The organism is Pseudomonas sp. GM24 (assembly GCF_000282235.1).
Classification (GTDB): Bacteria; Pseudomonadota; Gammaproteobacteria; order Pseudomonadales; family Pseudomonadaceae; genus Aquipseudomonas.
Genome location: NZ_AKJR01000244.1, coordinates 1 through 6,509 on the forward strand (window position 1 = coordinate 1; position 6,509 = coordinate 6,509).

Sequence of the window (6,509 nt, forward strand, 5' to 3'; positions counted from 1 at the left end):
GGTTAGGGTGAGGGGCTTTTCAAACCGGCAAATAAATCCCGAAAGTATTCATCCCCCGATCACTGCGCACAAACACATCCCCGCCATGCATCAGCGCAATCGCTTTAACGATCGCCAGCCCCAAGCCATGGTTATTGCCACTGTTACTGCGCGACGCATCGACCCGATAAAAGCGCTCGAACAGCCGTGGCAAATGCTCACTGGCAATCGGCGAACCGGGGTTGGCCACGCCGATACTCACCTGATGTTCCTCAACCTCGATGCGCACCTCAATCACCTGACCCGCGCCGGTGTGCTGCACCGCATTGCTCAACAGATTGATCAACGCCCGGCGCAAATGCGCGACCTCGATCTGCACCAGTGCATCACCGCTGACCTGCACTTCAACCTGCGCATCTTCAAGGATGAAATCCAGAAACTCCAGCGTCGTCGCCACCTCATCTGCCAGCGACGTCGAGGTCAGTTTGGTCGCCTTGTTGCCCTGATCGGCACTGGCCAGAAACAGCATGTCATTGATGATCGAACGCAGCCGTTCCAGCTCTTCAAGATTGGATTGCAGCACTTCGAAATAGTGTTCGGCAGAGCGCCCACGGGTCAGCGCCACTTGCGTCTGGCCAATCAAATTGGTCAGCGGTGAACGCAGTTCATGGGCGACGTCGGCGTTGAACGATTCCAGCCGCGAGTAGGCCTGCTCGACCCGTTCCAGCGTCGAGTTGAATGAGTCGACAAACTGCTCAAGCTCCGGTGGCAGCGGCGACAAACGCAAGCGCCCGGCTCTGAGCGGTGGCGCCAGTCGTTGAGCCTCATGGGACAGTTTGATCAACGGCTTCAAACCAATCCGCGCGACCCAATACCCCAGTGCCGACGCCATCAACACACCGACAATCGCCAACCCGATCAGCGCGATCAACAGATTGTGCTGAGTCTCGTGAAAGGTCTCGGTATCAATGCCGATCATGAAGCGTAGCGGCGGGCGCTGATCCTTGGCTGGCAACTCGGTCAGCAACACTTTCAGCGGATAAGGATGGTCGGCCAACTGCAGGTCATGCATGCCCAACGGGCCTTGAGCGAACGCGCGAATCGCCGCATCGGGCTGACCATACTCGTAACCCGGATCGCCACTCACCACCCAGAAACGAATGCGTTTGTCCTCTTCGCCGAGCAGCTTCAACTTGGCGTTGATCTTCACCCAATGCTCCGGCGTGCCGAAGCGATTGAGCGCCGATTCGAGCACGCTGTAACGTGCATCCAGCTCGGCTTCCGGCAGTAATCCCAGGCCTTTGTCGACCTGTTGATACAACGCGCCGCCGATCAACAGAAACACCAGCAGCGCCACCAGCGTGAACATTCCACTGAGGCGCAGGGCAATCGAGTTACTGGACACCACGGCTCTCCAGCACATAACCCATGCCGCGAATGGTGTGCAGCAGTTTCTCGTCGAACGGCCCGTCGAGCTTGGCGCGCAGGCGTTTGATCGCCACTTCGACGACATTCGCGTCGCTGTCGAAATTGATGTCCCAGACCATCTCGGCGATGGCGGTTTTCGAAAGGATTTCACCTTGGCGGCGGGCGAGGACGCTGAGCAGCGAGAACTCTTTGGCGGTCAGATCCAGTCGGGTGCCGGCGCGAGTGGCCTTGCGGCTGATCAAATCTATCCACAGGTCGGCGATGCTCACTTGCACCGGTTCGTGGCCGCCGCTGCGCCGGGTCAGTGCTTGCAGACGCGCGACCAGTTCGAGGAAGGAAAACGGTTTGCCGAGGTAATCATCGGCACCGTCGCGCAAGCCTTTGATGCGGTCTTCGACGCGCTCGCGGGCGGTGAGCATGATCACCGGGGTCTGCTTGCGTGCACGCAACGCGCGCAAAACGCCGAAGCCATCGAGGCCCGGCAACATGACGTCGAGGACGATCACCGCGTAGTCGCTTTCCAGCGCCAGATGCAGCCCCTCGACGCCGTCGCGAGCCAGATCCACGGTGTAACCCTGTTCCGTCAGACCGCGGTGCAGATAGTCCGCGGTTTTTTCCTCGTCTTCGATAATCAGAACGCGCATGACCCTGCCTCAGTCTGTGGTCGCCAATGCCGGTGAGGGCATCGGTTTGGGCCGGTGGAACAGCCGCTCAAGCCACAAGTATATGACCGGAGTGGTAAACAACGTCAGCATCTGGCTGACCAGCAAACCGCCGACCACCGCGATCCCCAACGGTTGGCGCAGTTCGGCGCCGGTGCCGTAACCGAGCATCAGCGGCAGCGCGCCAAGCAGGGCGGCGAGGGTGGTCATGATGATCGGCCGGAACCGCGTGATGCACGCTTCGAAAATCGCCTCCTGCGGCGACAGACCTCGGTGGCGCTGCGCTTCGAGCGCGAAGTCGATCATCAGGATGCCGTTCTTCTTGACGATACCGATCAGCAACACCAGGCCGATCAACGCCATGATCGAAAAGTCCTGGCCGCAGATCCATAGCATGATCACTGCGCCCAAACCCGCCGCCGGCAATGTCGAAATGATCGTCAGCGGGTGCACGAAGCTTTCATAAAGCACACCGAGAATGATGTACACCGCCACCAGCGCCGCGAGAATCAGCCACGGCTGGCTGGCCAGCGAACTCTGGAACGCCTGCGCCGCACCCTGGAAATTGCCGCTGATCGCCGTCGGCATGCCAATCTCGGCCTTGGCCTGATTGAGCAGAATCACCGCATCACCCAACGCTACGCCGGGCGCGAGGTTGAACGACAGGTTGGCGGCCGGGAACATGCCGTCATGGGCGATCGACAGTGGGCCAATGGTTGGCGCATCGAATTTGGCCAGCGCTGACAGCGGCACCATCTCGCCACTCAGCGGTGAGCGCAGGTAGAAATAGTTGAGGCTTTCGGCCTTGCCGCGTTGTTTGGTGTCCAGCTCCAGAATCACGTTGTACTGGTTGACCTGAGTCTGGAATTCATTGATCTGCCGTTGCCCGAAGGCATCGTACAGCGCCTCGTCGACATCGCTGGCGGTCAGGCCGAAACGGGCGGCGGCGCTGCGGTCGATGCTGATGTGGGTGATGCTGCCGCCCAGTTGCAGGTCGTTGGAGATGTCGCGGAACGCCGGGTTGCTGCGCAGTTTTTCCGTGAGGCGTTGCGTCCATGTCGCGAGGGTCGCGCCGTCGTTGCTCTTCAGCACGTACTGATATTGCGCGCGGCTCGGGCCGGAGCTGAGGTTGATGTCCTGGCCAGCGCGCAGATAGAGAACGATGCCGGGGACTTTCATCAGTTGCGGGCGGATACGGTCGATGAACTGGCTGGCGCTGACGTCACGGTCGCCGCGTTTTTTCAGGGCGATCCAGAAGCGGCCGTTGGCGATGGTCTGGTTACTGCCGGACACGCCGACCGAGTGGGAAAACGCTTGCACCGCCGGATCGGCGGCGACGATTTCGGCCATCGCCAGATGTTTTTTCACCATGTCGCCGTAGGAAATATCCGCAGCCGCTTCAGTGGTGCCGAGGACGAAACCGGTGTCCTGCACCGGGAAGAAGCCTTTCGGGATAAAGATGTAACCGCCGATGGCCAGCGCCAGCGACAGACCGAACACGCCAATCATCAATTTCTGATGGGCGAGGGCGCGGCGCAGACCTTTCTCGTACCAGCCGAGCAGACGTTCGCTGAAGCCCGGTTTGGCGTGGGCGTGGTGCACCGGTTTGCGCATGAACAGCGCCGCCAACGTTGGAGCCAGAGTCAGCGAGACCACCACGGAAATCATGATGGTCGAGGTCGCCGTCAGGGCGAATTCCTTGAACAGTCGCCCGACCACACCGCCCATGAACAGCAGCGGAATAAACGCTGCCACCAGCGAGAAACTGATCGAGACCACGGTGAAGCCGATCTCGCCGGCGCCCTTGATCGCCGCTTCGCGCATATCGTCGCCGGCCTCCAGATGGCGGTGGATGTTTTCCACCACCACGATGGCATCGTCGACCACAAATCCCACGGCCACCACGATCGCCACCAGCGTCAGGTTGTTCAGGCTGAAACCGAGGATGTACATCAGGGCGAAACTGGCGATCAACGACACGCCGAGTACTGCCGAAACAATCAGGGTTGCCGACAACTGACGCAGGAACAGCGCCATCACCGCGACCACCAGCAGGATCGCGATCAACAGGGTGATCTCGACCTCATGCAGGGAGGCACGAATGGTCTGGGTGCGGTCGATCAGGGTTTTCACCTGCACCGAGGCCGGCAGCATCGCTTCGAGGCCGGGCAGGGCGGCTTGAATGCGGTCGACGGTTTCAACGATGTTCGCGCCCGGTTGACGCGAGATCACCAAGTTCACCCCGGGTTGATCACCGGCCCAGGCTTGCACGTAGGCATCTTCCGAACCGTTGACGACTTTGGCGACATCGCGCAGGTGAACCGGGGCGCCATCCTTGTAGGAAACGATGAGTTGGCTGTAATCCTCGGGGTGGAACAACTGATCGTTGGTCGACAGTGTGGAAATGCTCGATTCGCCGTACAGCGCACCTTTGGCGAGGTTGAGGCTGGTCTGCTGGATCGCCAGACGAATGTCGGCGAGGGTCAGGCCGATCGCCGCGAGTTTGTCGGCCGAGGCTTGTACGCGAATCGCCGGACGTTGCTGACCGGTGATGTTGATTTGGCCTACGCCGTCGATCTGACTGATCTGACGCGAGAGCAGGGTTTCCACCAGGTCGCTGAGTTCGGTGCCGGGCATTTGTGACGAGCTGACACTGAGGATCAGCACCGGGCTGTCGGCCGGGTTGACCTTCTTCCAAGTCGGCAGGGTCGGCATGTCCTTGGGCAGTTTGCCGGCGGCGGTGTTGATCGCCGCTTGGACTTCCTGGGCGGCGGTGTCGATGCTTTTATCGAGGGTGAACTGCAGGGTCAGCAGGCTGGAGCCGAGCGCACTGCTCGACGTCATCTGGGTCATGCCGGGGATGGCGCTGAATTGCACCTCCAGCGGCGTGGCCACGGACGAGGCCATGGTGTCGGGGCTGGCGCCGGGCAACTGCGCGGACACCTGAATCGTCGGAAATTCCGCTTCCGGCAGTGGGGCAATCGGTAAACGCGGGAAGGCAATCAAACCGACCAGCACCAGCGCGATGGTCAGCAGAATGGTTGCGACCGGGTGATCGATGCACCACGTCGAGACGCCTTTGTGCGCCTTCATGGTTTCGGCTCCGCTTGCACCACCTGCGCCGGCTCGCTCATGACTTGCACCGTTGAACCCGGTTTAAGCCGCGACTGGCCATCGGTGACCAGCACGTCACCGGCCTTCACGCCTTTGATGATGTCCTGACCGCTGCCTTGATAAACCATTTGCACTTGCACGGCTTCGACCTTGTCGCCGTTGACCCGGTAAACGAAGTGTTGGTCGAGGCCACGTTGTACAACGGTGGGCGGGACGACCAGCGCATCTTTGTCGAGGGCTGTCTGGATTTTTACCGTGACCAGCAGGCCGGGCCAGAGCTTCTGGCTGGCGTTGTCGAATTCGGCTTTGGCGCGGATGGTGCCGGTGTTGGCGTTGATCTGGTTGTCGATCAGGGTCAGGTGACCTTCGCCGAGCAGGTTGCCGGTTTCGCCATCGGTGTCGGCGCCGATGTAGGCCTTGACCGGTGCGCGCTGCGGATCGTTGATCAGGCCTTGCAGGGTCGGCAGCATTTGCTGCGGCAGGGAGAATTCGACGGCGATCGGGTCGATCTGGGTGACGGTGAACAGGCCGGCGGTGTCGGTCATGCGCAGGAAGTTGCCTTCGTCGACTGTGCGAATACCGACGCGGCCGGTGACCGGGGAGCGGATTTGCGTGTAGGAAAGTTGTACTTGCGCGGCGTCGATCGAGGCTTGGTTGCCTTGGGCGGTGGCTTTCAACTGGTTGACCAGGGCTTGTTGCTGGTCGTAGGTCTGTTTCGAGATGCCGTCGTCGACGGTGAGCAGTTTGTAGCGTTTGAGGTTGACCAGGGCGACTTGCAGTTGCGCCTGGCTTTCGCCCAGTTGGGCGCGGGCCTGGTCGAGGCTGGCGCGGATGGAGCGGTCGTCAATGGTGGCCAGCAGGTCGCCTGCTTTGACGAGTTGGCCTTCTTTGACGAGGATTTTGGTGAGGATGCCGTCGATCTGGGGGCGCACGACCACGCTGTGTAATGAGAGTACGGAGCCGATGCCGCTGGTGTAGCGGGGGACGTCTTTTTCGCTGACCGCTATGACTCGCACGGGGATTGCGGTGGGGGTGGCGAGTTTGGTCGGGGCGGGTTTCAGGGCGTACCACAGACCTGCGCCTGCGAGGACGATCAATAGGGTGGCGAGCAGGGCTTTGTTCTTTTGGATTCGCATGCGGGGTGGGCGCCGGAGTTTGGAGTTTGGGCAGGTTGGGTAGTTATAAACTTGTTTGGGGGTCAGGAGGGTGACGGCTGGCTGTCAGCGCTGTCAGTTTTCTTTGGGTGTATATCCGTTGTTGCGGGTGTGGCTGATTAAGGTTCCGCCCTTACGGCGGGTCACTTTTGACAAACGCCTCAAAAGTAAC

Annotated in this window: 4 protein-coding genes; all 4 read right to left on the reverse strand. The window is 60.6% G+C overall.

The annotated features are described in order from the left end of the window. Nucleotides 1-19: 19 nt before the first annotated feature. Genes PMI23_RS25100 through PMI23_RS25115 form a run of 4 tightly spaced genes read right to left on the reverse strand, consistent with a single transcriptional unit; the run spans nt 20 to nt 6,319 of the window. Nucleotides 20-1,384 carry a heavy metal sensor histidine kinase gene (locus tag PMI23_RS25100; RefSeq protein WP_007916979.1) on the reverse strand — a complete coding sequence of 455 codons (1,365 nt, stop codon included), beginning with the start codon at nt 1,382-1,384 and terminating at the stop codon, nt 20-22. Next, complete coding sequence (locus PMI23_RS25105) at nt 1,374-2,051, reverse strand: heavy metal response regulator transcription factor (protein ID WP_007916978.1); 678 nt, start codon at nt 2,049-2,051, stop codon at nt 1,374-1,376. Before PMI23_RS25105 ends, PMI23_RS25100 begins: the two co-directional genes overlap by 11 nt. Nucleotides 2,052-2,060: 9 nt before the next feature. Beyond that, nucleotides 2,061-5,162 carry a multidrug efflux RND transporter permease subunit gene (locus PMI23_RS25110; RefSeq protein ID WP_007916977.1) on the reverse strand — a complete coding sequence of 1,034 codons (3,102 nt, stop codon included), beginning with the start codon at nt 5,160-5,162 and terminating at the stop codon, nt 2,061-2,063. Continuing rightward, a complete protein-coding gene (locus tag PMI23_RS25115) occupies nt 5,159-6,319 on the reverse strand; it encodes an efflux RND transporter periplasmic adaptor subunit (protein ID WP_007916974.1) in 1,161 nt (386 codons plus the stop codon). The genes PMI23_RS25110 and PMI23_RS25115 overlap by 4 nt, the downstream gene beginning before the upstream one ends. Nucleotides 6,320-6,509 lie beyond the last annotated feature (190 nt).